Annotated in this window: 22 protein-coding genes and 1 tRNA gene; 20 read left to right on the top strand and 3 right to left on the bottom strand. The window is 70.0% G+C overall.

Translation table 11 applies throughout. The annotated features are described in order from the left end of the window. Positions 1 to 16 precede the first annotated feature (16 nt). The 13 genes from ileS (at position 17) to BN3794_RS11280 (ending at position 15,379) form a co-directional block, all read left to right on the top strand. A complete protein-coding gene (gene ileS, locus BN3794_RS11340) occupies positions 17 to 2,866 on the top strand; it encodes an isoleucine--tRNA ligase (protein WP_066097434.1) in 2,850 nt (949 codons plus the stop codon). Between the two features lie 133 nt (positions 2,867 to 2,999). After that, positions 3,000 to 3,500 carry a signal peptidase II gene (gene lspA / locus BN3794_RS11335; protein WP_066097433.1) on the top strand — a complete coding sequence of 167 codons (501 nt, stop codon included), beginning with the start codon at positions 3,000 to 3,002 and terminating at the stop codon, positions 3,498 to 3,500. A gap of 55 nt (positions 3,501 to 3,555) precedes the next feature. Continuing rightward, positions 3,556 to 4,506, top strand: coding sequence for a 4-hydroxy-3-methylbut-2-enyl diphosphate reductase (gene ispH, locus BN3794_RS11330; protein ID WP_066097432.1), 951 nt, complete (start codon positions 3,556 to 3,558; stop codon positions 4,504 to 4,506). An 81-nt stretch (positions 4,507 to 4,587) separates the two neighbouring features. After that, a complete protein-coding gene (locus BN3794_RS11325) occupies positions 4,588 to 5,769 on the top strand; it encodes an acyltransferase family protein (protein WP_066097431.1) in 1,182 nt (393 codons plus the stop codon). 67 nt (positions 5,770 to 5,836) lie between these two features. Further along, a tRNA-Thr gene (locus BN3794_RS11320) sits at positions 5,837 to 5,912 on the top strand. Positions 5,913 to 6,216: 304 nt separating this feature from the next. Further along, complete coding sequence (gene cyoA, locus BN3794_RS11315; protein ID WP_066097430.1) at positions 6,217 to 7,233, top strand: ubiquinol oxidase subunit II; 1,017 nt, start codon at positions 6,217 to 6,219, stop codon at positions 7,231 to 7,233. Between the two features lie 2 nt (positions 7,234 to 7,235). Then, complete coding sequence (gene cyoB, locus BN3794_RS11310) at positions 7,236 to 9,248, top strand: cytochrome o ubiquinol oxidase subunit I (protein ID WP_066097429.1); 2,013 nt, start codon at positions 7,236 to 7,238, stop codon at positions 9,246 to 9,248. Beyond that, complete coding sequence (gene cyoC / locus BN3794_RS11305; protein WP_066097428.1) at positions 9,245 to 9,871, top strand: cytochrome o ubiquinol oxidase subunit III; 627 nt, start codon at positions 9,245 to 9,247, stop codon at positions 9,869 to 9,871. The genes cyoB and cyoC overlap by 4 nt, the downstream gene beginning before the upstream one ends. After that, a complete protein-coding gene (gene cyoD, locus BN3794_RS11300; RefSeq protein WP_066097427.1) occupies positions 9,871 to 10,212 on the top strand; it encodes a cytochrome o ubiquinol oxidase subunit IV in 342 nt (113 codons plus the stop codon). The genes cyoC and cyoD overlap by 1 nt, the downstream gene beginning before the upstream one ends. Positions 10,213 to 10,350: 138 nt before the next feature. Continuing rightward, positions 10,351 to 12,240 (top strand): M61 family metallopeptidase, encoded by a 1,890-nt coding sequence (locus BN3794_RS11295; protein WP_066097426.1) that lies wholly within the window; start codon positions 10,351 to 10,353, stop codon positions 12,238 to 12,240. A 342-nt stretch (positions 12,241 to 12,582) separates the two neighbouring features. After that, a complete protein-coding gene (radA, locus tag BN3794_RS11290) occupies positions 12,583 to 13,974 on the top strand; it encodes a DNA repair protein RadA (protein ID WP_066097425.1) in 1,392 nt (463 codons plus the stop codon). Then, the gene (locus BN3794_RS11285; RefSeq protein WP_201455274.1) at positions 13,971 to 14,873 is read left to right on the top strand and encodes a DUF817 domain-containing protein; all 903 of its coding nucleotides are present in this window, start codon (positions 13,971 to 13,973) and stop codon (positions 14,871 to 14,873) included. Before radA ends, BN3794_RS11285 begins: the two co-directional genes overlap by 4 nt. A gap of 119 nt (positions 14,874 to 14,992) precedes the next feature. Then, on the top strand, positions 14,993 to 15,379 hold the full coding sequence (locus tag BN3794_RS11280) for a DUF805 domain-containing protein (protein WP_066097424.1): 387 nt from the start codon (positions 14,993 to 14,995) through the stop codon (positions 15,377 to 15,379). A 22-nt stretch (positions 15,380 to 15,401) separates the two neighbouring features. Here BN3794_RS11280 and BN3794_RS11275 read toward each other — a convergent pair whose 3' ends face one another. Then, positions 15,402 to 16,151: a cytochrome C assembly family protein gene (locus BN3794_RS11275; RefSeq protein ID WP_236493282.1), complete on the bottom strand. Its 750-nt coding sequence runs from the start codon at positions 16,149 to 16,151 to the stop codon at positions 15,402 to 15,404. A 157-nt stretch (positions 16,152 to 16,308) separates the two neighbouring features. Here BN3794_RS11275 and ffh point away from each other — a divergent pair, with 157 nt between their 5' ends. The 6 genes from ffh to rplS all read left to right on the top strand — a co-directional run bounded on the left by ffh (position 16,309) and on the right by rplS (position 21,138). Further along, on the top strand, positions 16,309 to 17,688 hold the full coding sequence (gene ffh, locus BN3794_RS11270; protein WP_066097422.1) for a signal recognition particle protein: 1,380 nt from the start codon (positions 16,309 to 16,311) through the stop codon (positions 17,686 to 17,688). Positions 17,689 to 17,706: 18 nt separating this feature from the next. Beyond that, a complete protein-coding gene (locus BN3794_RS11265; RefSeq protein ID WP_066097421.1) occupies positions 17,707 to 18,786 on the top strand; it encodes an NAD(P)H-dependent flavin oxidoreductase in 1,080 nt (359 codons plus the stop codon). A gap of 86 nt (positions 18,787 to 18,872) precedes the next feature. Further along, complete coding sequence (rpsP, locus tag BN3794_RS11260) at positions 18,873 to 19,133, top strand: 30S ribosomal protein S16 (protein WP_066097420.1); 261 nt, start codon at positions 18,873 to 18,875, stop codon at positions 19,131 to 19,133. Between the two features lie 38 nt (positions 19,134 to 19,171). Continuing rightward, a complete protein-coding gene (gene rimM / locus BN3794_RS11255; RefSeq protein ID WP_066097419.1) occupies positions 19,172 to 19,687 on the top strand; it encodes a ribosome maturation factor RimM in 516 nt (171 codons plus the stop codon). Positions 19,688 to 19,803: 116 nt separating this feature from the next. Beyond that, complete coding sequence (gene trmD, locus BN3794_RS11250; RefSeq protein WP_066097418.1) at positions 19,804 to 20,574, top strand: tRNA (guanosine(37)-N1)-methyltransferase TrmD; 771 nt, start codon at positions 19,804 to 19,806, stop codon at positions 20,572 to 20,574. Between the two features lie 159 nt (positions 20,575 to 20,733). Continuing rightward, positions 20,734 to 21,138 carry a 50S ribosomal protein L19 gene (gene rplS / locus BN3794_RS11245; protein WP_066097417.1) on the top strand — a complete coding sequence of 135 codons (405 nt, stop codon included), beginning with the start codon at positions 20,734 to 20,736 and terminating at the stop codon, positions 21,136 to 21,138. 704 nt (positions 21,139 to 21,842) lie between these two features. On the opposite strand, the gene BN3794_RS11240 is transcribed toward rplS, so the two are convergent. After that, complete coding sequence (locus BN3794_RS11240; protein WP_066097416.1) at positions 21,843 to 23,330, bottom strand: MATE family efflux transporter; 1,488 nt, start codon at positions 23,328 to 23,330, stop codon at positions 21,843 to 21,845. Between the two features lie 83 nt (positions 23,331 to 23,413). Here BN3794_RS11240 and BN3794_RS11235 point away from each other — a divergent pair, with 83 nt between their 5' ends. Then, positions 23,414 to 23,821 carry an RNA-binding S4 domain-containing protein gene (locus BN3794_RS11235; protein WP_066098813.1) on the top strand — a complete coding sequence of 136 codons (408 nt, stop codon included), beginning with the start codon at positions 23,414 to 23,416 and terminating at the stop codon, positions 23,819 to 23,821. 372 nt (positions 23,822 to 24,193) lie between these two features. Here the strand turns inward: BN3794_RS11235 and katG are convergent, their stop codons facing one another. Beyond that, positions 24,194 to 26,338 carry a catalase/peroxidase HPI gene (gene katG / locus BN3794_RS11230; protein WP_066097415.1) on the bottom strand — a complete coding sequence of 715 codons (2,145 nt, stop codon included), beginning with the start codon at positions 26,336 to 26,338 and terminating at the stop codon, positions 24,194 to 24,196. Positions 26,339 to 26,525 lie beyond the last annotated feature (187 nt).

The raw sequence follows: 26,525 nt of genomic DNA, 5'->3' as shown, positions 1-26,525 counted from the left end.
GGAACGGTAGATACCCGTGAGCCAGGACTACAAAGCCACCCTCCACCTGCCGGCGACGGACTTCCCGATGCGCGGCGACCTGCCCAGGCGCGAGCCGGGCATCCTCGAGCGCTGGGAAGGCGAGGGCCTCTACGCGCAGCTGCGCGCGAACGCCAAGGGCCGGCCGCTGTTCGTCCTGCACGACGGCCCGCCCTACGCCAACGGCGCCATGCACCTGGGCCACGCGGTCAACAAGGTGCTCAAGGACATCATCGTCAAGTCGCACTACCTGGCTGGCTTCGATGCGCCCTACATCCCGGGCTGGGATTGCCACGGCCTGCCCATCGAGATCGCCATCGAGAAGAAGTACGGCAAGGTCGGGGTGAAGCTCGATGCCGAGCAGTTCCGGCAGAAGTGCCGCGAATACGCGCTCGAGCAGATCGACATCCAGCGTACCGGCTTCAAGCGCCTGGGCGTGGTCGGCGACTGGGAGCACCCGTACCGCTCGCTGGATTTCCGGTTCGAGGCCAACGAGCTGCGCGCGCTGGCCAAGATCGTCGACAACGGCCACCTGGCGCGCGGGGTCAAGCCGGTGCACTGGTGCTTCGACTGCGGCTCGGCCCTGGCCGAAGCCGAGATCGAGTACCAGGACAAGGTATCGCCGGCGATCGACGTGGCCTACGCGGCGCGCGACGCGGCGGCGCTGGCGGCGCTGTTCGGCGCGGCGGTGCCGGATGGGGCGGAGGTGGCGGTGCCGATCTGGACCACCACCCCGTGGACCCTGCCGGCCTCGCTGGCGGTATGCCTGGGCCCGGACATCGACTACGTGCTGGTGCGCGGGCCGGACCATGGCGGCCGGCCGCGCTGGCTGGTGCTGGCCGAGCGCCTGGCGCCGGCGGCGCTGGCCCGCTACGGCGTGGAGGGCGAGGTGCAGGTGCTCGGCCGCGCGCCGGGACAGGCGCTGGAAGGCACGGTACTGGCCCATCCGTTCTACGACGAGCGCGACATCCCGGTGATCCTGGGCGCGCACGTGTCCGACGAGGACGGTACCGGCGCGGTGCACACCGCTCCCGGCCACGGCCAGGAGGACTACCAGGTCGCGCGCGAATACGGCCTGCTGGAGCGTTACAACGCCTCGCAGATCAATCCCGTCGACGGCCGTGGCGTGTACCTGCCGACCACGCCGCCGGCGCACGGCACCGTGCTGGCCGGGCTGCACATCTGGAAGGCCAACGACGTGATCGTCGAGGTGCTGCGCGAGGACGGCACGCTGCTGGCGCTGGCCCGGATCGAGCACAGCTACCCGCACTGCTGGCGTCACAAGACCCCGGTCGCGTTCCGCGCCACCCCGCAGTGGTTCATCTCGATGGACCAGGCCGGCCTGCGCGCCGACGCGCTGGAGGCGATCAAGGGCGTGACCTGGTACCCGGCCTGGGGCCAGGCGCGCATCACCGGCATGGTCGAGGGCCGCCCGGACTGGACCATCTCGCGCCAGCGCACCTGGGGCGTGCCGATCGCGCTGTTCGTGCACCGCGTCACCGGCGACCTGCACCCGCGCACCACCGAGCTGATGCGCCAGGTCGCCGACCGCGTGGAACAGGGCGGCATCGACGTGTGGTACTCGCTCGACGCGCACGAGCTGCTCGGCGGGGAGGCCGACCAGTACGACAAGGTCACCGACATCCTCGACGTGTGGTTCGACTCGGGCGTCACCCACGAGGCGGTGCTGGCCGACCGCGGCCTGCCCAAGCCGGCCGACCTGTACCTGGAAGGCTCGGACCAGCACCGCGGCTGGTTCCAGTCCTCGCTGCTCACCGGCGTGGCCATCGACAAGGCCGCCCCGTACCGGCAGTGCCTGACCCACGGGTTCACCGTGGACGAGCACGGCCGCAAGATGTCCAAGTCGCTGGGCAACGGCATCGAGCCGCAGGACATCATGAAGACCCTGGGCGCGGACATCCTGCGCCTGTGGATCGCCTCGTCCGACTACAGCAACGAGATGTCGCTGTCGCAGGAGATCCTCAAGCGCAACGCCGACGCCTACCGCCGCCTGCGCAACACCGCGCGCTTCCTGCTGGCCAACCTCAACGGCTTCGACCCGGCCACGCAGCTGCGCGGGCTCGACGACATGGTCGCGCTGGACCGCTGGATCGTGCATCGCGCCTGGGAAGTGCAGGAGAAGATCAAGGCCGCCTACGAGGTCTACGACTTCGCCACCATCGTGCAGACCCTGCTGAACTTCTGCTCGGTGGACCTGGGCTCGCTGTACCTGGACGTGACCAAGGACCGCCTGTACACGATGGCCGAGGATTCGCGCGGGCGCCGCTCGGCGCAGAGCGCGATGTACCGGGTGCTGGAGGCCTTCGTGCGCTGGATCGCGCCGATCCTGACCTTCACCGCCGACGAGCTGTGGGGCTACCTGCCGGGCCACGGCGACGGCGGGCAGCGCAAGGCCAACGTGCTGTTCACCACCTGGTACGACGGGCTGGCGTCGCTGCCGGCCGACGCGCTGCTGGCGCCGGCCGACTTCGACCGCCTGCTGGCCCTGCGCGAGCAGGTCGCCAAGGTGCTCGAGCCGATGCGCGCCAACGGCGTGATCGGCGCGGCGCTGGACGCGGAGATCACGGTCGCGGCCGGCGCGGCCGATGCCGCGCGCCTGCAGCCGCTGGCCGGGGAACTGCGCTTCCTGTTCATCAGCGGCGACGTGACCGTGGCCGCGGCCAGCACCGAGGACATCTTCGTCAGCGCGCAGCCGACCACCAAGCCCAAGTGCGTGCGCTGCTGGCACCACCGCGACGACGTCGGCGCCGACCCGCGCCACCCGGAACTGTGCGGGCGCTGCGTGAGCAACATCGAAGGCCCGGGCGAGGACCGGCGCTGGTTCTGACCGGCCTGCATGCCCTCGTCCCCGCGCCGGCGGGGACCCAGCGACTTCCGGCCCCGCCGGGCCGGGCACTGGGTTCCCGCCGGCGCGGAGGCGACGGGGTCCACACACTCCAGTACCGCGCAATGGAATCGAGATGACCGCAAGACCCCAACCCAACGCCCTGGTGTGGCTGCTGCTGTCGGCCGTGGTGATCGGCCTGGACCAGTGGAGCAAGGCCTGGGTGCTGGCGCGCCTGCCCGAATACACCGCCGTGCCGGTGATCCCCGGTTTCTGGAACTGGTTCCGCAGCTACAACACCGGCGCCTCGTTCAGCCTGCTCGACGGCGCCGGCGGCTGGCAGAAGTGGCTGTTCACCGTGCTCGCCCTCGGCTTCAGCGCGTTGCTGACCTGGTGGCTGGCACGCACCGCGCGCGGCGACTGGCGCAGTGCGTTGCCGTTCGCGCTGGTGATCGGCGGGGCCATCGGCAACGTGATCGACCGCTTCGTGCACGGGCACGTGGTGGACTTCATCCAGTGGTACGTGGGCAGCCACTACTGGCCTTCGTTCAACGTCGCCGATTCGGCCATCGTCGCCGGTGCGGTGGGCATCGCCCTGTTCGGCATGCTGGGCGGGCGCAAGCCCGCCGCCGGCTGATCGCGCGGCCACGGATCCCTTGCAACTTCGCGGCCGCACCCCGAACCTGTCGCCCATGGATGTCCTGCTCGCCAATCCCCGCGGCTTCTGCGCCGGCGTCGATCGCGCCATCGAGATCGTCAAGCGCGCGATCGAGACGCTGGGCGCGCCGATCTACGTGCGCCACGAGGTGGTGCACAACCGGTTCGTGGTCGACGACCTCAAGCAGCGCGGCGCGGTCTTCGTCGAGGAGCTGGACGAGGTGCCCGACGGCGCCACGGTCATCTTCAGCGCCCACGGCGTCTCCAAGGCGGTGCGCGCCGAGGCCGACCGCCGCGGGCTGAAAGTGTTCGACGCCACCTGCCCGCTGGTGACCAAGGTGCACCTGGAAGTGGCGCGCCACTGCCGCGCCGGGCGCGACGTGGTGCTGATCGGCCATGCCGGGCACCCGGAAGTGGAGGGCACGATGGGCCAGTGGAGCCGCGATTCGACCGGCGGCCACATTTACCTGGTCGAGGACATCGACGACGTCGCCACGCTGCAGGTGTCGCAGTCGGACAACCTGGCCTACACCACCCAGACCACGCTGTCGGTGGACGACACCCGCGGCATCATCGAGGCGCTGCGGACCCGCTATCCGGCGATGCAGGGGCCAAAGAACGACGACATCTGCTACGCCACCCAGAACCGCCAGGACGCGGTGCGCGAGCTGGCGCGCGAGTGCGACCTGGTGCTGGTGGTCGGCTCGCCCAACAGCTCCAACTCCAACCGCCTGGCCGAGCTGGCCCGCCGCGACGGCGTGCAGGCCCACCTGATCGACGGTGCGCAGGAGATCGACCCGGCCTGGGTGGCGGGCAAGCGCCGCATCGGGCTGACCGCCGGCGCCTCGGCACCACAGGTACTGGTGGACGGGGTGATCGCGCGCCTGCGCGAACTCGGCGCGGCCTCGGTGTCGGAGCTGTCCGGCGAGCCGGAATCGATGGTGTTCGCCCTGCCCAAGGAACTGCGGCTGCGCCTGGTGGATTGAGGCACCGGCCGCGGCTGTCCTGCGTCCGGACCGGCCCGCGTTTCCTGCCAGGGGAGATTCTTCCCGCGGGCGGAGTGCGGCATGACGAGCATCGAAACGCTGGCCCGGCGGGTGCAGGGACGCCGCCACATGCCGGAGCTGCAGGCGTTGCGCGGCCTGGCCGCACTGGTGGTGGTGCTCCACCATTGCACCTTCTACTACGCCAACGCGCCCGGCCTCAGGCTCGCCGCCGAGCGGGCGTTCAACGGCCATGGCGCCGTGGTGCTGTTCTTCGTGCTCAGCGGCTTCGTGCTGGCGTTGTCGCTGCAGCCGGCCGGGACCGGCAGGGCCACGCCGGCCGGCTACCTGCTGCGCCGCGGGTTCCGCATCTATCCGATGCTGTGGTGTGCGGTGGGCCTGGCACTGGGTTATGCGGCCCTGTTCCACGACGTGCCGCTGGCGCCGAGCGTTGCCGCACAGTGGTGGCAACCCGGGTTCCGGGAGCTTCCGGATCTGCCGGGCCTGGTCAAGAGCCTGCTCGGCGTGGGGACGCGCCTGCCGCTGCCCATCTGGACACTGCGCATCGAGCTGGTGGGTTCGTGCCTGCTGCCGCCATTGGTGTGGCTGTCGCTGCGCCGACCCCGCTGGTTCGTGGGCGTGCTGGCCCTCTCGCTGGTCGCGCCGCTGGTGGCCGGCGACCGCCTGTACCTGGTGCCGCTGTACCTGTGCGGCTTTGCCGTCGGCGCCGCCCTGGTGCCCTTGTCCGGGCGCCTGGCGACATGGCGCCGCGGCGGCGTCGGACTGATCGCCGGCGGCGCACTCGTACTCTGGTTCGGGCGGCTGGCGGTGGCCGGGCATTACGAGGTGGACTACCACAACGCTGCGGCGGTGCTGCTGGAGACGTTCGCCGCGGCGGCGCTGATCCTGGGCATCCACCTGCGCCCCGAAGCCGTGGCGATCCTGAAGTGGCCGGCACTGGTCTGGCTGGGTGACATTTCCTACAGCCTGTACCTGGTGCACATGCCGGTGCTGGGCCTGGTGGCCGGTGTCGGCACCGACCTGCTGCGGCTGCCGGTGATGACCGGGGACCCGCGGCTGGCCACGCTGGTGGTGACGCTGGCGGTGCTGGTGGTGAGCCTGCCGCTGTCGGCCCTGGCCTATCGCACGGTGGAGGTACCGATGATGGTGCTCGGCAAACGCCTGGCGGCTTGCTGGCAGCCCCGCAGGGCGGAAGCGGGCCGGGCGGCGGGCGAGGTGGCCGCGACCACCGCCGAGCCGCTCTGAAACAGGCCTTGGAATGGGCGTCGGCGGTTGCCCGGTCGCGCCCATGCCGGCTACAATTTGCGATCCTGCCGGAATAGCTCAGTTGGTAGAGCGGCGCATTCGTAATGCGTAGGTCGTAGGTTCGAATCCTATTTCCGGCACCAAGCACGATGTTCCAAGTCCCGCGAACGGGCCGGCCAGTGGCCGGCCCGTTCGTCTTTGCGCCGACGCCTCGGCCTGCGACGGGGGTCTGCGACAGGCTGCGACAACATGTCGCAGCCGTCGTGGCGCGTTGCTTGCCCAGGATCATTGTCAACGGGTTTCGCCGGTGGCGGGGCGGGGCTTAGAATTGCCCGGCCAACCGTTTTCCTGTCCGGATCCCGGCCTCAGCCGGGTATCCGCGGCCGGCCGTTGCCGGCATGGGCAGGGCAGGGGCGGCAAGCACTCCTCCGCCATTGGATCGACCCGATGACTCCGTTGAAAAAAATTGGGCGCCTGCTCCGTCCAGCGTCGCTGCTGGCTGCCGTGTTCCTCACGGGCTGCAACGCGGCCGTCCTCAACCCGAAGGGCCAGATCGGCCAGGACGAGAAGACCCTGCTCATCACCGCCGTGGTGCTGATGCTGCTGGTGGTCATTCCCGTGATCGTGATGACCCTGGCCTTCGCCTGGCACTACCGCGCCTCCAACACCAAGGCGCGCTACGAGCCCAACTGGTCGCATTCCAACAAGATCGAGGCGGTGGTGTGGGCCATCCCCTGCCTGATCATCCTGGTGCTGGCGGTGCTGACCTGGCGCTCCTCGCATGCGCTGGACCCGTACAAGCCGATCGCCTCGGAGAAGAAGGCGCTCACCGTCGAGGTCGTCTCGCTCGACTGGAAGTGGCTCTTCATCTACCCGGAGCAGGACATCGCCACGGTCAACGACCTGACCTTCCCGGTCGATACGCCGCTCAACTTCCGCATCACCTCCGACACGGTGATGAACGCGTTCTTCATCCCGCAGCTGGGCACCCAGATCTACGCGATGGCGGGCATGGAGACCAAGTTGCACCTGATCGCCGACGAGCAGGGCGAGTTCCACGGCATGTCGTCCAACTACAGCGGCCACGGTTTCCACGGCATGCACTTCACCGCCCATTCCACCAGCGAGCAGAACTTCGCCGACTGGGTGGCCCGGGCCAAGGCCGACGGCAAGCCGCTGGACGGCGCTAGCTACAAGGCGCTGGCCGAGGACCGCAACGAGGAGCACTACCCGGAGACCTACTATTCCTCGGTCGAGCCGGGACTGTTCCAGTCCATCATCGCCGCGCACCAGGGCGAGAACCATCATTTCGGCATGAACCACCACGGCTCGCAGGACCATGCGGCCATGGACCACGCTCCGGCTGAGCACGCCGGAATGGAAATGGCCGAAGACGCCGACGACAACGCGAACGCCCATGCCGAGGCCTCGGCCCACCATGGCCATGCGGGTTCGGGAGAATAACGATGCTGGGTAAACTGACTATCGAAGCGGTTCCGTACCACGAACCGATCATCATGGGCACGCTCGCCGCGGTCATCCTCGGCGGCGTGGCGGTCCTCGGGCTGATCACCTACTTCAAGAAGTGGGGCTACCTCTGGAACGAGTGGTTCACTTCGGTCGACCACAAGAAGATCGGCATCATGTACCTGGTGGTGGCGTTCGTGATGCTGCTGCGCGGCTTCGCCGACGCGATCATGATGCGCGCCCAGCAGGCCATCGCCGCCGGCGGTGCCGAGGGCTACCTGCCACCCCACCACTACGACCAGATCTTCACCGCCCACGGCGTGATCATGATCTTCTTCGTGGCCATGGCGCTGGTCACCGGCCTGATGAACATCGTGCTGCCGCTGCAGATCGGCGCGCGCGACGTGGCCTTCCCGTTCCTCAACTCGCTCAGCTTCTGGCTGTACTTCGCCGGCGTGGTGCTGGTGATGCTGTCGATGTTCGTCGGCGAGTTCTCCAACGCGGGCTGGCTGGCCTATCCACCCCTGTCGGGGCCGGAGTACAGCACCAGCGTGGGCATGGACTACTACATATGGGCGCTGCAGGTCTCCGGCCTGGGCACCACGCTCAGCGGCATCAACTTCCTGGTCACCATCTTCAAGATGCGTGCGCCGGGCATGACGATGATGCGCCTGCCGATCTTCACCTGGACCGCGCTGGTCACCAACCTGCTGATCGTGGCCGCGTTCCCGGTGCTGACCGCGACCCTGGTGCTGCTGACGCTTGATCGCTACCTCGGCACGCACTTCTTCACCAATGCCGGTGGCGGCAACGCCATGATGTACATCAACCTGATCTGGATCTGGGGCCACCCGGAGGTGTACATCCTGGTCCTGCCGGCCTTCGGCGTGTTCTCTGAGGTGGTGGCGACCTACTCGCGCAAGCCGCTGTTCGGCTACACCTCGATGGTCTACGCCACCTGCGCGATCGGCGTGCTGTCCTTCGTGGTGTGGCTGCACCACTTCTTCACGATGGGCTCGGGCGCCAACGTCAACGCGTTCTTCGGCATCACCACGATGATCATCTCGGTGCCGACCGGCGTGAAGCTGTTCAACTGGCTGTTCACCATGTACCGCGGCCGCATCGAGTTCCAGGTGCCGATCCTGTGGACCATCGGCTTCATGGTGACCTTCACCATCGGCGGCATGACCGGCGTGATGATGGCGGTGCCGGCGATCGACTTCGTGCTGCACAACAGCCTGTTCCTGATCGCCCACTTCCACAACACGATCATCGGCGGCGTGGTGTTCGGCATGATGGCCGGCATCACCTACTGGTTCCCGAAGATGTTCGGCTTCAAGCTCAACGAGAAGCTGGGCAAGGCGGCGTTCTGGTGCTGGTTCATCGGCTTCTACGTGGCCTTCATGCCGCTGTACGTGCTCGGCTTCATGGGCATGACCCGGCGCATGCAGAGCTATGCCAACACCGAGTACCAGCCGTGGCTGATCGTGGCCGCGTGCGGTGCCGCGATCATCGCGGTCGGCATCGCCCTGCAGCTGCTGATGTTCGTGGTCTCCATCCGCGACTGGAGGAAGAACCGCGACCTGTCCGGCGACCCGTGGAACGGCCGCACCCTGGAGTGGTCGACGTCCTCGCCGGCGCCGTTCTACAACTTCGCGGTGCTGCCGCAGGTCACCGGCATCGACCAGTTCTGGCACGACAAGCAGGACGGCACCGCCTATGCCCGCTACGAGAAGCCGACCCGGTACACGGACATCCACATGCCGCGCAACACCTCGGCGGGCGTGTTCATCGGCGCCTTCGGCCTGGTGCTGGGCTTCGCGATGATCTGGCACATCTGGTGGCTGGCCATCGTCGGCTTCGTCGGCATGGTGGGTACCTTCATCGCGCGTTCCTTCGTCAAGGACACGGACTACTACGTGCCTGCCGCGGAGGTCGAGCGCATCGAGAACGAGCGCCGCAGCCAGCTGATCGCGGCGGGCGTGGTGAAAGCAACGGAGCCGACGGCATGAGCAACGCCAACATCCACACCCTGACCGGGGCCGCCGACGCGGCGGCCCACGATCACGAGCACCACGATCCGGGCGAGACCACCCTGCTCGGGTTCTGGATCTACCTGATGAGCGACTGCCTCATCTTCTCGTGCCTGTTCGCCACCTACGTGGTGCTGCACGGGTCGACCAACGGCGGTCCCGGCAGCGCCGAGCTGTTCGAGCTGCCGTTCGTGGCCTGGGAAACCGCGCTGCTGCTGCTGTCCAGCCTGACCTTCGGCCTGGGCATGGTGGCCCTGCACCAGCACAAGCTGGGCCAGGTCTATGCCTGGCTGGGCGTCACCTTCCTGCTGGGCGCGGGCTTCCTCGGCATGGAAATCCACGAGTTCAGCCACCTGATCCAGGAAGGCAACGGCCCCGGCCGCAGCGCCTTCCTGTCGGCCTTCTTCACCCTGGTCGGCACGCACGGCCTGCACGTGACCTCGGGCCTGCTGTGGCTGGTGGTGATGTTCGTCCAGCTGGCCCAGAACGGCGTCACCCCGGTGGTGAAGACGCGGTTGTCGTGCCTGAGCCTGTTCTGGCACTTCCTGGACATCATCTGGATCGGCGTGTTCTCCGTCGTCTACCTGTTTGGAGTTCTGTAATGGCACACGAGACCCACGACATCCAAGCCCACAGTGCCGGCGGCGAGGGCCACGGCAGCGTCAAGTCCTACCTGATCGGGTTCGTGCTGGCGGTGATCCTGACGGTGATCCCGTTCGCGGTGGTGATGACCGGGGCGATGGGCGGGGCGGCCGCGGCCGGCCTGATCGCCGTGCTCGGCATCGTGCAGATCCTGGTGCACGTGAAGTTCTTCCTGCACATGGACAACTCGTCCGAGCAGCGCTGGAACGTATCGGCCTTCGCGTTCACCGTGCTGGTCATCGCGATCCTGGTCGCCGGTTCGTTGTGGATCCTCTACAACATGAACCGCCACATGATGTGAGCCGCGTGCGGCATGCATCCCGGGAAGAGGCCGCCTCCGCGCGGCCTCTTCCCGTTTCCGCGCATCCATGACCTATGGCATGGTGGTTCCCCTGCCGCGGGCGCTAGCATCGACGGGTTGACCCCGCCCGGAGCCGTGATGTCCCGTTCTTCCCTCCTGTCCCTTCCGTTGCTCGCCTGCATGGCCATCCTCCAGCCCGCTGCCGCCCAGACCGCACCGCCCGCCGACGTCCCCTTCGACGGGGTGATCAAGGTGGATGTCGATGCCACCGACATCGGCCACCGCATCTTCCGCGTGCGCACCACGATGCCGGCCAAGCCGGGCCCGATGACGCTGCTCTACCCGCAATGGATCCCGGGCCATCACTCGCCCAGCGGCACGCTGGAGAAGGTGGCGGGACTGACCATCCGCAGCGACACCGGCGAGGTGATCCCGTGGACGCGCGACCAGTACGACGTGTTCGCCTTCAAGATCGACGTGCCCGAGGGCACGCGCGAGATCGTCGCCGAGTTCCAGTTCCTGTCCTCGCAGGGACCGGCGCAGGGACGGGTGGTGATGACCCCGGAGATGCTCAACCTGCAGTGGAACAGCAACTCGCTGTATCCGGCCGGCTACTACGCGCGCAACATCAAGGCGCAGGCCAGCGTGAAGCTGCCGGCCGGCTGGTCCTACGCGACCGCGCTGGAGACCGAGCGCCGCGACGGCGACACGGTGGTGTTCAAGCCGATCGACTACGACGACCTGGTCGATTCGCCGCTGTTCGCCGGCAAGTACTACAAGCGCGTGGAACTGGCCGACGGCAAGCAGCCGGTGCACCTGAACCTGTTCGCCGACGCGGCCAAGAGCCTGGAGGCCAAGCCCGACCAGCTGGACAAGCACAAGGCGCTGGTCCAGCAGATGGACAAGCTCTACGGCGCGCGCCATTTCGACCACTACGACTTCCTGCTGGCGCTGACCGACAAGCTTGGCGGCATCGGCCTGGAGCACCACCGCTCCAGCGAGAACAGCGGCGCCACCGGCTACTTCACCGACTGGGACAAGACCTGGATCGGCCGCGACCTGCTGCCGCACGAGTTCAACCACTCCTGGAACGGCAAGTACCGCCGCGGCGCGGACCTGTCCACGCCCAACTTCAACGTGCCCATGGGCGACAGCCTGCTGTGGCTGTACGAGGGCCAGACCCAGTTCTACGGCCAGGTGCTGGCGGCCCGTTCCGGGCTGTGGAACCAGGACCAGACGCGCGCGGTGCTGGCCAGCGTGGCGGCCACCTACGACCGCGGCCGCCCGGGCCTGTCCTGGCGCACCGTGCAGGACACCACCAACGACCCGACCATCGCCCAGCGCCGGCCGCTGGCGTACCGCAACTACCAGATGAGCGAGGACTACTACTCCGGCGGGCAGATGGTGTGGCTGGAAGTGGACGGCAAGCTGCGCGAGCTGAGCGGCGACAAGCGTTCGCTGGACGACTTCGCCAAGGCCTTCTTCGGCATGGACAACGGCGCCTGGGACGTCAATCCGTACACGTTCGAGGACATCGTCGCCACCTTGAACGGCATCGCCCCGTTCGACTGGTCCTCGTTCCTGCGTGACCGCATCGACGGCCACGGCCCGCTGATCGGCGGGCTGGCCTCGCACGGCTGGAAGCTGGTCTACAACGACAAGCCGAACGAAGCCTTCAGCGCCAGCGAGGCCCGCAGCAAGAGCGTCAACCTGACCTACTCGATCGGCGCCTCGCTGGACGGCAAGGGCGGGGTGATCGACGTGCTGTGGGACGGCCCGGCCTTCAAGGCCGGCCTGTCGCCGGGCATGAGCGTGGTCGCGGTGGACGGGCGCGAGTACAGCGCCGATGCCGTCAAGGAGGCGGTGACCGCCGCCAAGGACGGCACCGCGCCGATCGAGCTGCTGGTCAAGAACTTCGACCGCTACCAGACGCTGCGCGTGGACTACCACGGCGGCCTGCAGTATCCGCACCTGGAGCGGATCGCCGGCACCCCGGACCGGCTGGCGGAACTGCTCAAGGCCCGCTGAGCCGCGATAGCGTGTCGTCGAACGGCCCGGTGGCAGCTGCCATCGGGCCGTTGCCGTTACGGCGCCGGATGCGGGCGAGGGCGCCGATGCCGGCGCGCATTGCCACGTAGGGCATCCGGGGCCGGCCCGCGACCAGGGGCGTCGGCGCTGTCCGCGGCCTGGACCGGCGCGACCGCCATTTCAGGGTGGCCCGGCCGACACCCCGCCGGGCCGCCGGGCGGATGGGCCGCCGCATCCGCGGTCACATGCCAGGCGATGGCCGCGGCGGATTGCCGGCCGGTCGCGACGGGTGAGATGGCCGGTGGTTATCCTGCGCGTCCTCCCCAGCGGAAATTTCCCCGAATGGCCAAGGCGAAGATCGCCTACGTCTGCAACGAATGCGGCGCCGAGTACAGCAAGTGGCAGGGCCAGTGCGGCGAATGCGGCGCCTGGAACGCGCTGAGCCAGATCGTGCTGGAAAGCGCCACGCCGGGCGGTGCCGGCGCCGGCCCGGTGGCCGCCTCGCGTCGCAGCGGCTGGGCCGGCAAGGTCGACCCGCCGAAGGTCACCGCGCTCAAGGACGTGCAGCACAGCGAGCAGGCGCGCGTGTCGACCGGCATCGGCGAACTGGACCGCGTGCTCGGCGGCGGGCTGGTGGAAGGCGCGGTGGTGCTGGTCGGCGGCGACCCGGGCATCGGCAAGTCCACGCTGCTGCTGCAGGCGCTGGCGCAGATGGCCGGCACCCTGCCGGCGCTGTACGTCACCGGCGAGGAATCTCTGGCGCAGGTGGCTGGGCGCGCGGTGCGCCTGGACCTGCCGCTGGACGGCCTGAGCGCGCTGGCCGAGACCGGCATTGAGAACATCCTGCAGCACGCCGCGGCGATGCGGCCCCGGCTCATCGTCGCCGATTCGGTGCAGACGCTGTGGACCGAATCGCTGACCGCCGCGCCCGGCTCGGTCAGCCAGGTGCGCGAGAGCGCGGCGCGGCTGGTGCGCTATGCCAAGGAGACCGGCACCGCGGTGTTCCTGGTCGGCCACGTCACCAAGGAGGGCGGCATCGCCGGCCCGCGCGTGCTCGAGCACATGGTCGATGCGGTGCTGTATTTCGAGGGCGAGAGCGGCAGCCGCTTCCGCGTGCTGCGCGCGTTCAAGAACCGCTTCGGCGCGGTCAACGAGCTGGGCGTGTTCGCCATGGGCGAGAAGGGGCTGAAGGAAGTCTCCAACCCGTCGGCGATCTTCCTGTCCGGCGGCAGCACGCGCCAGCCGGGCAGCTGCGTGATGGTCACCCGCGAAGGCACGCGGCCGCTGCTGGTGGAGGTGCAGGCGCTGGTGGACGCCTCGCCGCTGTCCAATCCGCGGCGCGTGGCCGTCGGCCTGGAACAGAACCGGCTGGCGATGCTGCTGGCGGTGCTGCACCGCCACGGCGGGGTGATGGTCGGCGACCAGGACGTGTTCATCAACGTGGTCGGCGGCATCCGCGTGCAGGAGACCGCGGCCGACCTGCCGGCGCTGCTGGCGGTGCTGTCCTCGCTGCGCGATGCGCCGCTGGCGGAGAAGACCGTCGCCTTCGGCGAAGTCGGCCTGTCCGGCGAGATCCGGCCGGTGCCCAATGGCGAGGAGCGCCTGCGCGAGGCGGCCACGCACGGTTTCAAGCGCGCCATCGTGCCCAAGGCGAACGCGCCCAAGTCGGGCACGTTCAAGGGGCTGGAGGTGATCGCGGTGGAGCGGCTGGCCGAGGCGCTGGAAGCGGCGTGAGCGAGGCGTTGCCGGCCGCCGCGGTCGCCACCGCGCATGCCCAGGCACGCGGCCTGGCGTGGCTGGACGCATGGCTGGTCGACGTGGCGCCGCACCCCGCCTTGCATGGCCTGCGCCGCGCCGGCGTCGAGCTGCTCTGGTTCGGGTTGAAGGAAGCGCGCGCCTGCCTGTTCGCCGGGCTGTTCTTCGCCGCGGTCTGGCTGGTGCCGCGCGCCGGGCTGTGGGGCATCGCCCGCTACGACCTGCTGCTGCTGATCGCGCTGGCGATCCAGGGCGGGATGCTGGCGGCCCGGCTGGAGACGCTCGACGAGATGAAGGCGATCTGCCTGTTCCACCTGGTCGGCTTCGCGCTGGAAGTGTTCAAGACCTCGCCCGGCATCGGTGCGTGGTCGTACCCGGACCCGGCGTGGAGCAAGGTGCTGGGCGTGCCGCTGTTCTCCGGCTTCATGTATGCGGCGGTCGGCAGCTACATCATCCAGGCCTGGCGCCTGTTCGACCTGCGCATCCGCCACCATCCGCCGTACTGGATGGCGGTGTCGATCGCCTGCCTGATCTACGCCAACTTCTTCACCCACCACTGGATCGGCGATTACCGCTGGTACCTGGCCGCCTGCGCGCTGGGCCTGTATGCGCGCACCACGGTGGTGTTCCGGCCGTTCGACCGCGACCGGCGCATGCCGCTGCTGCTGGCCTTCGTGCTGATCGGCTTCTTCATCTGGCTGGCCGAGAACCTGGCCACGCTGCTGGGCGTGTGGCGCTACCCGGACCAGATGGGTGCCTGGGCCCACGTGCACCTGGGCAAGTGGAGCTCGTGGTCGCTGCTGGTGGTGATGACCTTCACCATCGTCGCCTGCCTCAAGCACCTCAAGCGCACGGTGCACGTGGCCGATCCCGCCTGAGCCGGTGCGCCAGCGATGCCGCCGCCCGATGCGCTTGGGCGGGGGGCGACCGCATGCCATCATGCGCCGCCGGTCCATGCCGGCACTTGCACCGCAACGAAACGACAAAGGGGATTTCAATGGATTGGATGTTGATGCCGCTGAGGCGCTATGCCGATTTTTCCGGGCGCTCGCGGCGCAAGGAGTACTGGATGTTCCAGCTGTTGCTGCTGCTGGTCTACGTGCCGCTCATCGTATTGATGGGCATCGGCATGGCCATGGGAACGCGGGACCATCCTTCGGCCCTGTTCTTCCTGGCGCTGGTCGTGCTGGCGCTGGTGGGCCTGGCGGCGATCATTCCCTGCCTGGCCGTGCAGGTCCGGCGCTTCCACGACCAGGACAAGTCCGGCTGGTTCGTCCTGCTCGGCTTCATCCCGTACGTGGGCAACCTGATCGTGCTGGTCTTCATGTGCCTGCGCGGCACCCCCGGCGCCAACCGGTTCGGGCCGGATCCACTTCAGCAATGAGCCTGCGTGCCGCCCGGGCGGCTCAGGCGCCCGGGCGGTTGTGCACCAGTTCGATCACGAACTTGCTGCCGAAGAAGGCCAGCACCAGCAGCACCATGGCCGCCAGCGTCCAGCGGATCGCCTTGGTGCCGCGCCAGCCGTAGCGCCAGCGGCCGAGCAGCAGGCCACCGAACACCAGCCAGGACAGGAAGCTGAGCACGGTCTTGTGCACCAGCTTCTGCGCCATGAAGTCCTGCACGAACAGCATGCCGGTCAGCAGCACCAGGGTCAGCAGCACGAAGCCGGCCGCGATGGTGCGGAACATCAGCGTCTCCAGCTCGGTCAGCGGCGGCAGCGCGCGCAGCATGTGGCTGATGTCGCGCCGGCGCAGGGCGCGTTCCTGCAGCCACAGCATCAGCGCCAGCAATGCGGCGATGCCCAGCGTGGCGTAGGCGAGCAGGGCCAGCCAGGCATGCAGCTGCAGGCGCCAGTCCAGCGCCGGGCTGGGCATGTGCCCGTGCAGGTGGTAGGCCAGCAGCAGGATCGCCGCCAGCGGGTAGACCACCACGCCCAGCGCCGCCATCCGCCCGCGCTGGGCCACCAGCGAGGTCAGCGCGGCCATGCCCAGCCCGACCAGCGAGGCCGCGGCGAAGAAGTGCATGTCCGGTCCCCCCGGCATGCGCATGGCCACCGCCACGTGGTAGGCCGCGTGCAGCACGATCGCCAGCCAGGCCGGCAGCAGCCAGGTACGCGCGTTGCCGCGCGCGATGTGGTGGCTGCCGTAGGCCAGCATGACGGCCGCGGCCAGGTAGGCCAGGACGGTGATGAGAACGATTGTCATCGGTGCAGTTTCTCACAGGCCGGGCACGGCGGTGCGCCGGGCCCGCGCGGGAGCGGGCGGGGCGGCCGGCTATAATCCCACCCTGTTTCCTCCTACGCGATGCCGCCGCATGTTCGAGTCCCTCACCCAACGCCTTTCCGGCACCCTGCAGCGCCTGCGCGGCCGCGGTCGCCTGACCGAGGAGAACATCCGCGAGGCCACCCGCGAGGTGCGCATCGCCCTGCTCGAGGCCGACGTCGCCCTGCCGGTGGTGCAGGCGCTGGTCGAGCGCATCAAGGTGCGCGCCGTCGGCCAGGAGGTGCTCAAGTCGCTGACCCCGGGCCAGGCGCTGATCAAGGTCGTGCGCGACGAGCTGACCACGGTCATGGGCTCGGCCGCCACCGACCTCAACCTGAACGTGCCGGCGCCGGCGGTGATCCTGATGGCCGGCCTGCAGGGCGCCGGCAAGACCACCACCGTCGGCAAGCTGGCCAAGTTCCTCAAGGAAAAGCGCAAGAAGAAGGTGATGGTGGTCAGCGCCGACGTATACCGTCCGGCCGCCATCGAGCAGTTGCGCACGCTGGCCGAGCAGGTCGGCGTGGCGTTCTTCCCGTCCGACTCCGGGCAGAAGCCGGTGGAGATCGTGCGCGCGGCCATCGACGATGCGAAGAAGTCCTTCGTCGACGTGCTGCTGGTCGATACCGCCGGCCGCCTGGCCATCGACCAGGCGATGATGGACGAGATCAAGGCCCTGCACGCGGCGGTCAACCCGGCCGAGACGCTGTTCGTGGTCGATTCGATGATCGGCCAGGACGCGGCCAACACCGCCAAGGCGTTCGGCGAGGCGCTGCCGCTGACCGGCGTGGTGCTGACCAAGACCGACGGCGATGCCCGCGGCGGCGCGGCGCTGAGCGTGCGCTACGTCACCGGCCGGCCGATCAAGTTCGTCGGCACCGGCGAGAAGGTCGATGGCCTGGACGTGTTCCATCCGGACCGCGTCGCCAACCGCATCCTCGACATGGGCGACGTGCTGTCGCTGGTCGAGCAGGTCGAGCAGTCGGTGGACCAGGAGAAGGCCGCCAAGCTCGCCGCCAAGGTCGCCAAGGGCAAGAAGTTCGACCTCAACGACATGAAGGAACAGCTCGAGCAGATGCAGAACATGGGCGGCATCGGCTCGCTGATGGACAAGCTGCCGGGCCTGGGGCAGATCCCCGAGCATCTCAAGCAGCAGGTCTCGCAGAACAAGGAAGTGCCGCGGATGATCGCCATCATCAATTCGATGACCAAGAAGGAGCGCCGCAATCCGGCGCTGCTCAACGGCTCGCGCCGCGCGCGCATCGCCCGCGGTGCCGGCCTGCAGCCCGCCGACGTCAACAAGCTGATGAAGCAGTACCAGCAGATGGAGAAGATGATGTCCAAGCTCTCCGGCGGCGGCATGAAGGGGCTGATGCGCGGCATGCGCGGGATGATGGGCGCGATGGGCGGCCGCGGCGGCCTGCCGTTCCGGTGATGGCGCAGCCCGGCTGATATGAACGCGGCTATCCGCGTCCGGGTCGACGGGTTCTGCGCACGCTTCGGCCTGCGCGTGCCGTTGCTGCTGGCGCCGATGGCCGGGGCCTGCCCGCCGGCGCTGTCGGCGGCGGTGGCCGCGGCCGGCGGCATGGGCGCGATGGGCGCGGTGCTGTCCACGCCGGCAGACATCGGGACCTGGATGGCCGACTTCCGTGCCCGGCAGGCCGGGCCGGTGCAGGTCAACCTGTGGATCCCCGACCCGCCGCCGGCGCGCGACGCCGGTGCGGAGGCGGCCATGCGCGCCTTCCTCGGCCAATGGGGACCGCCGGTACCGGCCGCGGCCGCGGAGGCGGTCCCGGCCGATTTCGATGCGCAGTTCGATGCCCTGGTGCGGACCGCGCCGGACGTGGCGTCCTCAGTCATGGGCCTGTTCCGGCCGGACCAGGTGGCGCGCCTGAAGGCCGCGGGCATCGCCTGGTTCGCCGCGGCCACGACCCTGGACGAGGCCCTGGCCGCGCAGGCCGCCGGTGCCGACGCGGTGGTGGCGCAGGGGGCCGAGGCCGGCGGCCATCGTGGTGCCGCGCAGGCCGGGCGGGCGGAGGCGCAGATGATCGGCACGCTCGCCCTGGTGCCGCAGCTGGCCGATGCGCTGGAGATCCCGGTGGTCGCCGCCGGCGGCATCGCCGATGGCCGCGGCATCGCCGCCGCGCTGTGCCTGGGCGCCAGCGCGGTGCAGGTCGGCACCGCCTTCCTGCGCACGCCGGAAGCCGCCATTCCCGCCGCCTGGGCCGATGCGCTGGCGCAGACGCCGGCGGAGGCCACCTGCCTCACCCGCGCCTTCTCCGGGCGGGCCGGGCGCGCGATCGCCACGGCCTACGTGCGTGCCGCCGCCGCGCCCCAGGCCCCGGCCCCGTGCCCGTATCCGGTGCAGCGCGCGCTGACCGCGCCGATGCGCGCGGCCGCCGCGCGCGCCGACGACCTCGACGCGATCCAGGCCTGGGCGGGGCAGGCGGCGCGCCTGGCCCGGGCCGAGCCGGCCGCGCGACTGGTACGGGCGTGGTGGGCGCAGGCCACGGCCCTGCTCGGCGGGGCCTGACCGGCCGGCTTGGCACGCCCGGGGGCGGCCGCTATAATCGCCGGCTTACCTCGCCATCCTGGCGACTGGGCAACACGGAAAACACCATGGTCAAGATCCGCCTTACCCGCGGCGGCGCCAAGAAGCGCCCCTTCTACCACATCATCGTCACCGACTCGCGCAGCGCGCGCGACGGCCGCAACATCGAGCGCGTGGGCTACTACAACCCGGTCGCCCAGGGTGCCGAGGAGCGCGTCGTGCTGGACGTGGCCCGCGTCGACCATTGGCTCGCCAACGGGGCGCAGCTGACCGAGAAGGTCCGCACCCTGTACAAGGAAGCGGCCAAGGCACAGGCCGTCGCGGCCTGAGCCGCAGGGCCGTGCCCGGCACGGCCCGTTTCGTCGTGATGGATACCGATCCGGGGCGCCGCATCCTGCTGGGCAGGATCGTTGGCGCCTTTGGCGTGCGTGGCGAGGTGAAGCTCGAGTCGTGGACCGAGCCGCGCCTGGCGATCTTCGGCTACCAGCCCTGGATCCTGCGCGACGCCGCCGGGCACGAGCGCGAGCTGGCGGGCGTGCGTGGCCGCGAGGCCGGCAAGCACCTGGTCGCCACCGTGGCCGGCGTGGACGACCGCGACATGGCCGAGGCCATGCGCGGCACCGAGATCTTCGTCGCGCGCAGCGCACTACCGCCGCCCAGCCCGGGCGAGTACTACTGGGTGGACCTGGAAGGGCTGCCGGTGCGTACCGTGGACGGCGTGGCGCTGGGCACCGTGTCGCACCTGTTCTCCACCGGGGCCAACGACGTGCTGGTGGTGCGCGGCGAGCGCGAGCGGCTGATCCCGTTCGTGCAGCCGGACGTGGTGCGCTCGGTGGATTTCGACGGCGACGGCATCGTCGTCGACTGGGATCCGGAGTTCTGAGCGCGGCGGCGCGGCCTTCGCCGGTCGCGGATGCCCGCCATGCCCGGGCGTGATCGCCCGGCGGTCCGATCCGGGCGAAGATGCTTCCCTCGAACCCTTCGTGGCCTTTCCGTCCCGTGCGCATCGACGTCATCAGCCTGTTCCCCGAGTTCATCGACCAGAGCGCCGGTTTCGGCGTGGTCGGGCGGGCACGCGAGCGCGGCCTGCTGGACCTGCATGCCTGGAACCCGCGCGACCATGGCCTGGGCAACTACCGGCGCGTGGACGATCGTCCCTACGGCGGCGGTCCGGGCATGGTCATGCTGGTGGAGCCGCTGCTCGCCTGCCTGGCGCAGGTCCGCGCTGCCGCCGCCCCGCCCGCGCCGCTGGTCTACCTGAGCCCGCAAGGGCGCCGGCTGGACCAGCGCAAGGTCCACGAGCTGGCGGCACTGCCGCGGGTGATCCTGCTGTGCGGGCGCTACGAGGGCGTGGACGAACGCTTCCTCGCCGCCGAGGTGGACGAGGAGATCTCCATCGGCGACTACGTGCTTTCCGGCGGCGAACTGGGGGCGGCGGTGATCATCGATGCGGTCACGCGCCTGCAGGAGGGCGCGCTGGGCGATGCCGAGTCGGCGGTGCAGGACAGCTTCGAGGGCGAGCAGGGGCTGCTGGACTGCCCGCACTATGCCCAGCCGGTGGAGCACGCGCTGGGCACGGTGCCGGAGGTGCTGCGCTCGGGCAACCACGCGGCCATCGCGCGCTGGCGGCGCCAGCAGTCGCTGCTGCGCACCTGGCTGCGGCGGCCGGACCTGCTGGACGAGCCGGCCCTGTCCAAGAGCGACCGCAAGCTGCTCGACGAGGCCCGCGCCGACCTGGCGGCGGGAAGCGGCCGGGCGCGGGGCGGGTAGCGCCACGCCTGCGCGATCGGGTATGATGGCAAGTTCCCGGGCGGCCGGCGTCGCCGGTCCTGCGGGCCCAAGAACAACAAACGTGCGGCGCAATCCGGCGATCGCATCAGTCCAGGCTGTCGAACGACACCACCACCCCGAACAGAAATCGGTGCACCCATGAGCAAGCTGAACAAGTCCATCATCGCGGAATTCGAGTCCGCCCAGATCACCCGCGAACTGCCGAAGTTCAGCCAGGGCGATACCGTCGTGGTCAACGTCAAGGTGAAGGAAGGCAACCGCGAGCGCGTGCAGGCCTACGAGGGCGTGGTCATCGCGACCAAGAACGCCGGCCTGAACTCCTCCTTCACCGTGCGCAAGATCTCCTACGGCTACGGGGTGGAGCGCGTGTTCCAGACCTTCAGCCCGACCATCGAGTCGGTCGAGGTCAAGCGCCGCGGCAAGGTGCGCGCCGGCAAGCTGTACTACCTGCGCGGCCTGGAAGGCAAGGCGGCCCGCATCAAGGAAGACCTGGCTGCCGTGGCCAAGGCCAAGGCCGAGAAGGCCGCTGCCGCCGCCGAGTAATCGCTCCGGCGAGGACGCACGAACGGCCACCTCCGGGTGGCCGTTTTCGTTTCCGGCGGTGGGCGGCGCGACGGGAGCGGCAGGGCCGCGGGTAGCGGCGTTCGCGGGTGGCGGCAGCTCGTCCCCCGATCCTGGTGCGGCGGGCTTGGCGAAGCGCGCCGTCGGCAGGCACCGGGCAGCGGCCCGTCGGGTTGGCCGCACCCATCGCGGATCCGGCCAACCGGCCGTTCCTGCCGTGTTGGCAGCTATCCGTGTAGGTCTGCACGCGAGGCGCGTGGCCTGGAAATCGGCGGTCGCCGTCGCAGTGGCGGCTGCAGGCGCGAGCACTTCGTGCCTGCAGATGTCGCGTCCGGTTGCTCGCGGGATGGGACCGCCCCGACTGGGCCAGTTCAGCGCTGCGGCGCGATCGGCATGGCCGCGGCCGATCGCGGGTGGCGGCAGGCCCGTACTCCGATCCTGGTCCAGCGAACTTCGCGAAGTGCGCCGTCGGCAGGCACCGGGCAGCGGCCCGTCGGGTTGGCCGCGCCCATCGCGGATCCGGCCAACCGGCCGTTCCTGCCGTGTTGGCAGCTGTCCGTGTAGGCCTGCACGCGGGGCGCGTGGCCCGGAAGCCGGGCGGCTGTCGCGGTGGCGGCTGCAGGTGCGAGCGCTTCGTGCCTGCAGATGCCGCTTTCGGGGCCCCGGATGGAGGCCGCCAGGCTGGTTCAGCGCTGCGGCGTGGCCGGTGCCGGCTGCGCCGGGGCGTCCAGCGCCGCGTCCGCGTCGGCCACCGGCGAGGGCGGCGTGGCCGGTACCTCGGCGGGCACCGCGACCGCGACCGGCTCCGGTTCCAGCATGTGCGCGCGGCGCCAACGCCCCCAGCGGTAGTACGCCAGCGCCATCAGCATCGAGCACACCGCGCTGATCGGGAAGCTCCACCACAGCGCATCGGTACCGATCACCGCCTGCATGCCGCTGGCGAAGGGCACGCGGATGCCCCACAGGGCGAAGGCCAGGATCAGCAGCGGCGGCACCACCGCGCCGGTGGAGCGCACCACGCCGGACACCACGAAGGTCACGCCGAAGAACAGGAACGACCACACCGCGATGTGGTTGAGGTGGCGGGCGATCTCCAGCGCCTGGCTGGCCGCGGGCAGGAACAGGGTCAGCGTCCAGCGGTCGAGCAGGATCAGCGGGGCGATCAGCACGCCGGTCAGCAGGAAGTTGAACATCACCCCGTAGCCGGTGGTGGCCGCGACCCGGTCCCAGCGGCGTGCGCCGACGTTCTGCGCGGCCATCGACGAGCACGCCGCGCCGATGGCCATGGCCGGCATCTGCACGTAGGTCCACAGCTGCATGGCCGCGCCGTAGGCGGCCGCGGTGTGGGTGCCGTGGGCATTGACCATGCTCATCATCGCGATCATCGACAGCGAGATCAGCACCATCTGCAGGCCCATCGGCACGCCCTTGACCACCAGGGCGCGGACGATGGCCGGATCCGGGCGCAGCAGGGCCAGTTCGCGGCGTCCCAGCCACAGCAGGTGGCGCTTGTGGCGCATGTAGAGCAGCAGGGCGGCCAGCGACAGCGCCTGGGCGAACAGCGTGGCCAGCGCGGCGCCGGGCACGCCCAGGGCGGGCAGCGGGCCGACGCCGAAGATCAGCAGCGGGTTGAAGGCGATGTCCAGCACCACCGAGAGCAGCAGGAAGCGGAATGGCGTGCGCGCATCGCCGGCGCCGCGCAGCGCCGCCGACAGGAAGGCGAAGGCGTACAGCACCGGCATGGCCAGGAAGATCACCCGCAGGTAGTGGCGCGCCATCGCCAGCGACGCGGGCGGGGTGCCCATCCACGCCAGCAGCTGCGGGGCGAGGATCCAGCCGGCCACGGCGATCACCACCGACAGGCCGATGAAGAAGGTGGCGCTCGAGCCCATCGCCCGGCGTGCCTGGGCGGTGTCGCCGGCACCGATGGCCTGGGCGATCAGGATGGTGGAGGCCATGCCGATGCCGAACACCGAGCCGAGCAGGAAGAACAGGATGTTGTTGGCGTTGGCCGTGGCGGTCAGCGCCGCCTCGCCCAGGAAACGGCCCACCCAGACCGCGTTGACCGAGCCGTTGAGCGACTGCGCCACGTTGCCGGCCAGGATCGGCAGGGCGAACAGCAACAGGGTGCGGCCGATGGGGCCTTCGGTCAGGGGGCCGGTCTTGGGCGGCATGCGCTGGTCACGTCCTCGGGGGAGCGGCACACTAGCATTCCCGGGCCCGGCCATGCGTGGCGGGCGCCCCGCCACAGGACACCATGGTCGAAACGCCCATCCCCGCTGCGCCGGTCAGGCTCGATGTCTGGCTATGGGCCGCACGCTTCTTCAAGACCCGCAGCCTGGCGCGCCAGGCGGTGGAGCACGGCAAGGTCGTCCTGGCAGGGCAGCGGCCCAAGCCGTCGCGCGCGGTACGCGTGGGCGACACCCTCGAGGTGGTGCGCGGCGAGGAACGCTTCGAGGTGCAGGTGCGCGCGCTGAGCGACGTGCGCGGCCCGGCACCGGCCGCGCAGGCCCTGTACGAGGAAAGCCCGGCCTCGCGGATGCGGCGCGAGCGCGAACGGGCCGAGCGCATCGCCATGCGCGATGGCTACCGCGCCCCGGAGCACAAGCCGGACAAGCGCGCGCGGCGGTTGATCCGCGCGCTGGGCGACATCGACGCGCTGTAGCCGGCGTCGGCGCGGGTTGCCGGCGCGGTTGCCGGATCGTCCGGTGCCTGGGCCCTGGCGCGATCCCGTCGCCGGAAATCCTGGCATCGCCTTGCCCGGCGGTGCGGACCGCGGCCGGACCGTCGGCCTCGCCCGCCGCCGCATCCGCCGCCGCTTCCGGGGTGGCCAACGGGTACTTTGCCCGGGCGCATGCCAGGTATCGCGAGCAGGCGGAGACGAGGCACGGCGACGAATCCGCATGGTGATAGCGGGAGACGCTCCGGCGATGCGATCGGGCAGGCGGGGCGATCTTGGCGAAGGCAAGCCCGCGAGCCAGCGCGGGCCGGGCGGAGAAGCCTTCCCTGCCCGGCCCGCATGCTTCGTCTTCCCGGCTCAGGCCCGGTCGAAGCGGTCCAGCTCCATCACCTTGGTCCAGGCGGCGACGAAGTCGCGCACGAACTTCTCCTTCGCGTCGCTGCTGGCGTAGACCTCGGCGAGCGCGCGCAGCTCGGAGTTCGCGCCGAACACCAGGTCGACGCGGGTGCCGGTCCAGCGCACCTGCCCGGTCCTGCGGTCGCGCCCTTCATAGACGTTCTCGCCGGCCGGCTTCCACTCGGTGCGCATGTCGAGCAGGTTGACGAAGAAGTCGTTGGAGAGCACGCCGACCCGCTCGGTGAACACGCCGTGCCTGGAGCCGCCGTGATTGGCGCCGAGCACGCGCAGGCCGCCGACGAGCACGGTCATCTCCGGCGCGGTGAGGGTGAGCTGCTGCGCCTTGTCCACCAGCAGCGCCTCGCCCGGCACCTGCGCGTAGGCGGCCTTGGCGAAGTTGCGGAAGCCGTCCGCGCGCGGCTCCAGGAAGGCGAACAGGTCGACGTCGGTCTGTTCCTGCGTCGCATCGACGCGGCCGGGCGTGAACGGCCCCTCGATGTCGACGCCCGCGGCCCTGGCCGCTTGCTCGATGCCGACACCGCCGGCGAGCACGATCAGGTCGGCGAGCGACACCTTGCCGGAAGCCTGCCGGATCTCCTCGAGCCTGGCCAGCACGCCGGCGAGCTGGTCCGGGTCGTTGGCCTCCCAGTCCTTCTGCGGCGCCAGGCGGATGCGCGCGCCGTTGGCGCCGCCGCGCTTGTCGCCGCCGCGGAAGGTGGACGCCGAGGCCCAGGCGGTGGCCACCAGCTGCGCCACGCCCAGGCCCGAGGCGGCGATCTGCGCCTTGAGCGCGGCGATGTCGTCGGGGCTGGGGATGGGCAGGGTCGCCGTCGGCAGCGGATCCTGCCAGATCAGGTCTTCCCGGGGCACCTCCGGGCCGAGGTAGCGCGCCTTGGGCCCCATGTCGCGGTGGGTGAGCTTGAACCAGGCGCGGGCGAAGGCCTCGGCGAAGGCCTGCGGGTCGTCCCTGAAGCGGCGCGCGATCTTCTCGTAGGCCGGGTCGAAGCGCAGCGACAGGTCGGTGGTGAGCATGGTCGGCCGGCGCCGGGGCGAGTCGGCCGCCGGGCCGGGGATGACCGCTTCGGCATCCCTGGCCTCCCACTGGATCGCGCCGCCCGGGCTGCGGGTCTGCACCCATTCGAACTTGAACAGGTTGTCCAGGAAGTGGTTGCTCCACTGCGCCGGGGTCTGGGTCCAGATCACCTCCAGGCCGCTGCCGACGGCGTCGGCGCCGTGGCCGCTGCCGTAGTCGCTGACCCAGCCCAGGCCCTGGTTCTCCAGCGGGGCGGCCTCCGGGTCCGGTCCCTTGTGCGATTCCGGGGCGGCGCCGTGGGTCTTGCCGAAGGTGTGGCCGCCGGCGATGAGCGCGACGGTCTCCTCGTCGTTCATGCCCATGCGGGCGAAGGTCTCGCGGATCAGCGGCGCAGCCGCGGCCGGGTCGCCGCTGGCGTTGGGGCCTTCCGGATTCACGTAGATCAGGCCCATCTCGCTGGCGCCGAGGTTCTCCGGGAAGTCGTCGAGCGGGCGGTGCGCGAGCCAGGTCTTCTCGGTGCCCCAGTCGGTGTCCTCGTCCGGCTCCCAGGTGTCCTCGCGGCCGGCGCCGAAGCCGAAGGTGCGAAAGCCCATCGATTCGAGCGCGACGTTGCCGGTCAGGATCAGCAGGTCGGCCCACGAGATCTGCTGGCCGTACTTCTGCTTGATCGGCCACAGCAGCCGGCGCGACTTGTCGATGTTGACGTTGTCCGGCCACGCCGAGAGCGGGGCGAAGCGCTGCTGGCCGCGGCCGGCGCCGCCGCGGCCGTCGAAGGCGCGGTAGGTGCCGGCGCTGTGCCAGGCCATGCGGATGAACTGCGGGCCGTAGTGGCCGAAGTCGGCCGGCCACCAGTCCTGCGAATCCGTCATGAGCTGCAGCAGGTCCTTCTTGAGCGCGTGGTAGTCGAGCTTCCCGAAGGCCTTGCGGTAGTTGAAGCCCGGGTCCAGCGGATCGGACTTGGCCGAGTGCTGGCGCAGGATCTCCAGGTTCAGGCGCTCGGGCCACCAGTCCTTGCGGGTGGTGTTGGCGCCGAGGGCGGCGTGGTTGAACGGGCACTTGGCTTGGGTCGACATGGGAAGCTCCTGCCTGGGTCGGGAAATCGGGAATGCGCGTGGCCGCCGGCGTGGCGAGGCGGGGAACGGCGGTGATGGAGGGCGTCCGCCGCGGGCGCGGCGGACGCAGGTCAGCGATGGGCGCGGCGCGGGACGCGTTGCCGGCCGGAAGCCCGGGCAGGTTGGCTAGCAGGGCGCATGGCGGGGT

The organism is Xanthomonas massiliensis, assembly GCF_900018785.1.
In the GTDB taxonomy this organism is placed as follows: Bacteria; Pseudomonadota; Gammaproteobacteria; order Xanthomonadales; family Xanthomonadaceae; genus Xanthomonas_B; species Xanthomonas_B massiliensis.
The sequence above is the reverse complement of the archived record's forward strand: the minus strand, read 5'-3'. Positions and strand labels throughout refer to the sequence as shown.

Bases quoted from the DNA above. Each gene is read 5' to 3' on its own strand.
- lspA (WP_066097433.1), top strand. From the start codon at position 3,000: ATGACCGCAAGACCCCAACCCAACGCCCTGGTGTGGCTGCTGCTGTCG.
- ispH (WP_066097432.1), top strand. From the start codon at position 3,556: ATGGATGTCCTGCTCGCCAATCCCCGCGGCTTCTGCGCCGGCGTCGAT.
- BN3794_RS11325 (WP_066097431.1), top strand. From the start codon at position 4,588: ATGACGAGCATCGAAACGCTGGCCCGGCGGGTGCAGGGACGCCGCCAC.
- cyoA (WP_066097430.1), top strand. From the start codon at position 6,217: ATGACTCCGTTGAAAAAAATTGGGCGCCTGCTCCGTCCAGCGTCGCTG.
- cyoB (WP_066097429.1), top strand. From the start codon at position 7,236: ATGCTGGGTAAACTGACTATCGAAGCGGTTCCGTACCACGAACCGATC.
- cyoC (WP_066097428.1), top strand. From the start codon at position 9,245: ATGAGCAACGCCAACATCCACACCCTGACCGGGGCCGCCGACGCGGCG.
- cyoD (WP_066097427.1), top strand. From the start codon at position 9,871: ATGGCACACGAGACCCACGACATCCAAGCCCACAGTGCCGGCGGCGAG.
- BN3794_RS11295 (WP_066097426.1), top strand. From the start codon at position 10,351: ATGTCCCGTTCTTCCCTCCTGTCCCTTCCGTTGCTCGCCTGCATGGCC.
- radA (WP_066097425.1), top strand. From the start codon at position 12,583: ATGGCCAAGGCGAAGATCGCCTACGTCTGCAACGAATGCGGCGCCGAG.
- BN3794_RS11280 (WP_066097424.1), top strand. From the start codon at position 14,993: ATGGATTGGATGTTGATGCCGCTGAGGCGCTATGCCGATTTTTCCGGG.
- BN3794_RS11275 (WP_236493282.1), bottom strand. From the start codon at position 16,151: ATGCTGGCCTACGGCAGCCACCACATCGCGCGCGGCAACGCGCGTACC.
- ffh (WP_066097422.1), top strand. From the start codon at position 16,309: ATGTTCGAGTCCCTCACCCAACGCCTTTCCGGCACCCTGCAGCGCCTG.
- BN3794_RS11265 (WP_066097421.1), top strand. From the start codon at position 17,707: ATGAACGCGGCTATCCGCGTCCGGGTCGACGGGTTCTGCGCACGCTTC.
- rpsP (WP_066097420.1), top strand. From the start codon at position 18,873: ATGGTCAAGATCCGCCTTACCCGCGGCGGCGCCAAGAAGCGCCCCTTC.
- rimM (WP_066097419.1), top strand. From the start codon at position 19,172: ATGGATACCGATCCGGGGCGCCGCATCCTGCTGGGCAGGATCGTTGGC.
- rplS (WP_066097417.1), top strand. From the start codon at position 20,734: ATGAGCAAGCTGAACAAGTCCATCATCGCGGAATTCGAGTCCGCCCAG.
- BN3794_RS11240 (WP_066097416.1), bottom strand. From the start codon at position 23,330: ATGCCGCCCAAGACCGGCCCCCTGACCGAAGGCCCCATCGGCCGCACC.
- BN3794_RS11235 (WP_066098813.1), top strand. From the start codon at position 23,414: ATGGTCGAAACGCCCATCCCCGCTGCGCCGGTCAGGCTCGATGTCTGG.
- katG (WP_066097415.1), bottom strand. From the start codon at position 26,338: ATGTCGACCCAAGCCAAGTGCCCGTTCAACCACGCCGCCCTCGGCGCC.